Origin of the sequence: Kordia sp. (assembly GCF_050633145.1) — a bacterium.
GTDB lineage: Bacteria > Bacteroidota > Bacteroidia > Flavobacteriales > Flavobacteriaceae > Kordia.
Genome location: NZ_JBOEFY010000034.1, coordinates 1 through 2042, shown reverse-complemented (window position 1 = coordinate 2042; position 2042 = coordinate 1). Strand labels below are relative to the sequence as shown.

Here is a 2042-nt window from a genome sequence, read left to right as displayed (position 1 = left end):
TCCATGCGCAAGTATACAAATATTTTTAAAAGTGAAGTTATATCTAACTTATATAAATTATCTTTCTAAAATTACTTCAATGGCTTTATTTAAAAATTCATCTTCACCAGATTTTACACCTTCAATAGTTTTATTTACATAAATATCGGGTAAAATTCCAATGGCGTAAAGTTGCGAACCGTCGTGTTTTACTACTTTCATTCCTGTCCAACGTACCTTGTAATTACCTAGAAGGTTAAAAGATATTGCATTTCCATTTGTTCCAGCAGTTGGTTGGCCTACAATTGTTGCCAAACGATACCCTTTAATAAAACCCAAATAACTTTCGGCATAGCTAATGGCTCTTCCATTGGCTAGAAATATAATTTTTTTATCGCCTAGATAGGGTTTTTTAGCTTCTAATTCCCAACTACTGTTTTCGTATCCTACAAGATTTTTTTGGTCTGGATATATTATTTTTGGGATTCTCATCCAGGATGTAGAGGTGTCTTTTTCCTTTAATAAATGTGAAATAAAACCATCATTCGCTCTAGGATATCCTCTTAAATCACATATGATTCCGTTTGCTTTTTCAAGCTTTGGTAATATTTTTGTGATGGTATCCATGGGTGTTTTAGTGAGGTTTAAGTAATAAATATTATGATCTAATTTTTTATATAAATTCTTTTGAATAGGTATTTTTGTACTACCAAAACTATGTATGCCATCACGTTTTAACGTAAAGGTTTTGGAATTTACTTCAATGGTTAATTCGGTATAACTTTTACCGAGTATACTGTATATTTGTGCAAGGTAGTTAGACCAGCCTTCGGTACCAGCAGCAATGGTAGATTTTATTTCTTTGAAATATTCGTCAACAGGAATACCTTCTATTTTTGTAACAACATCCCCAATATTTAATGCTATTGTATCATCAAAAACATTTGTAATTACAAGCTTATTTTCAATCCATTCCCAATTGATTGGCGGTTGGTGTTTTCCCGTTTTTACACCACTTACCTGAGTGTGTCCATCTTTTAAAGTCGCTGTAAATTTTTGCAATGTAATTTGATGATCTAAGTCCGTATTGTCCTTAAAACTTCTTTCCAATGCTGTTTCAAATTCTTTGCTCCAATCGACTTTAGCTTCTTTTAAATAAGGGTGAAAATGTTGAAATACATTATACACATTTACAATGTTTCCTAATCGAGAAGCAATTCCGCTAGCGTTAACGTCGATTGCGTTTAGTTTTCTTTCTAGTGCATTAAATGTCTCACTTTTGGGATATGTTCCTTCGTTGTTTAGGTATAATTTTAATGGAATTTGACAATAAATATGATTCCCGATTTTTTCTTCGATGATTGCTCCTAAAGCTGGTGAAGCATCAAACAAAGGTTTGCCTTTTGTGGCTTTCGTTTCTCCGAGTTTAGTAGTTTTCATTAAGGCATTTACCCGAACACTTTTGTATGGATTAGGGTATCTGGAATACATATTAATAGACACACCTTTGTGTTGCCAATACGTAGTTGTGTATGCTTCTTTTTTGGGTGGAATTAAAACATTTGTATTGTAGTTTGACTTTCCGTTCGAAAAAACAATACTAGGCGCAATGGGTTTAAATAATGTGTTGAGTTTTTCAATAACTTCTGCTTGAGTTTTACATCTTATAATTTCACTAACTCCGTAAGCTGAGAAGCGATTCCAGTCAATGTTTGCAGCTTCGTCACTTGGATGAAAATATTTGACATAACCGTATACTTTTGCAAATGTTTTTAAATTGCTTATTTGATCGGTTTCGTTTTGATGTGGAGTGCAAAGCATTAAAACGGCACATAAGATAAGTATGACTTTATTTATCATTTGAATTTACAGCTTGTGATTTTGTTATGACTTTTGAAGGAATAATTAATGATTGTTTCCTTTTACATTAAAAGTAGCAAATTTCACCAAATTACAAGAAAAAAGCCTAGTTGAAATAAACGGCACATATTACTATACTTAAATTAGAGAAATAAAATTTACACAGTAAAGAAAATTTATCAACTCCATAAAAAAGTCGGAAG

The 2042-nt window shown here is 32.0% G+C and carries 1 protein-coding gene; it reads right to left on the bottom strand.

The features are described 5' to 3' along the window. Positions 1-57: 57 nt before the first annotated feature. Positions 58-1839, bottom strand: a complete 1782-nt coding sequence (locus tag ACRBBL_RS16555) for a S41 family peptidase (RefSeq protein WP_431370184.1) — start codon at positions 1837-1839, stop codon at positions 58-60. Between the last annotated feature and the right edge of the window lie 203 nt (positions 1840-2042).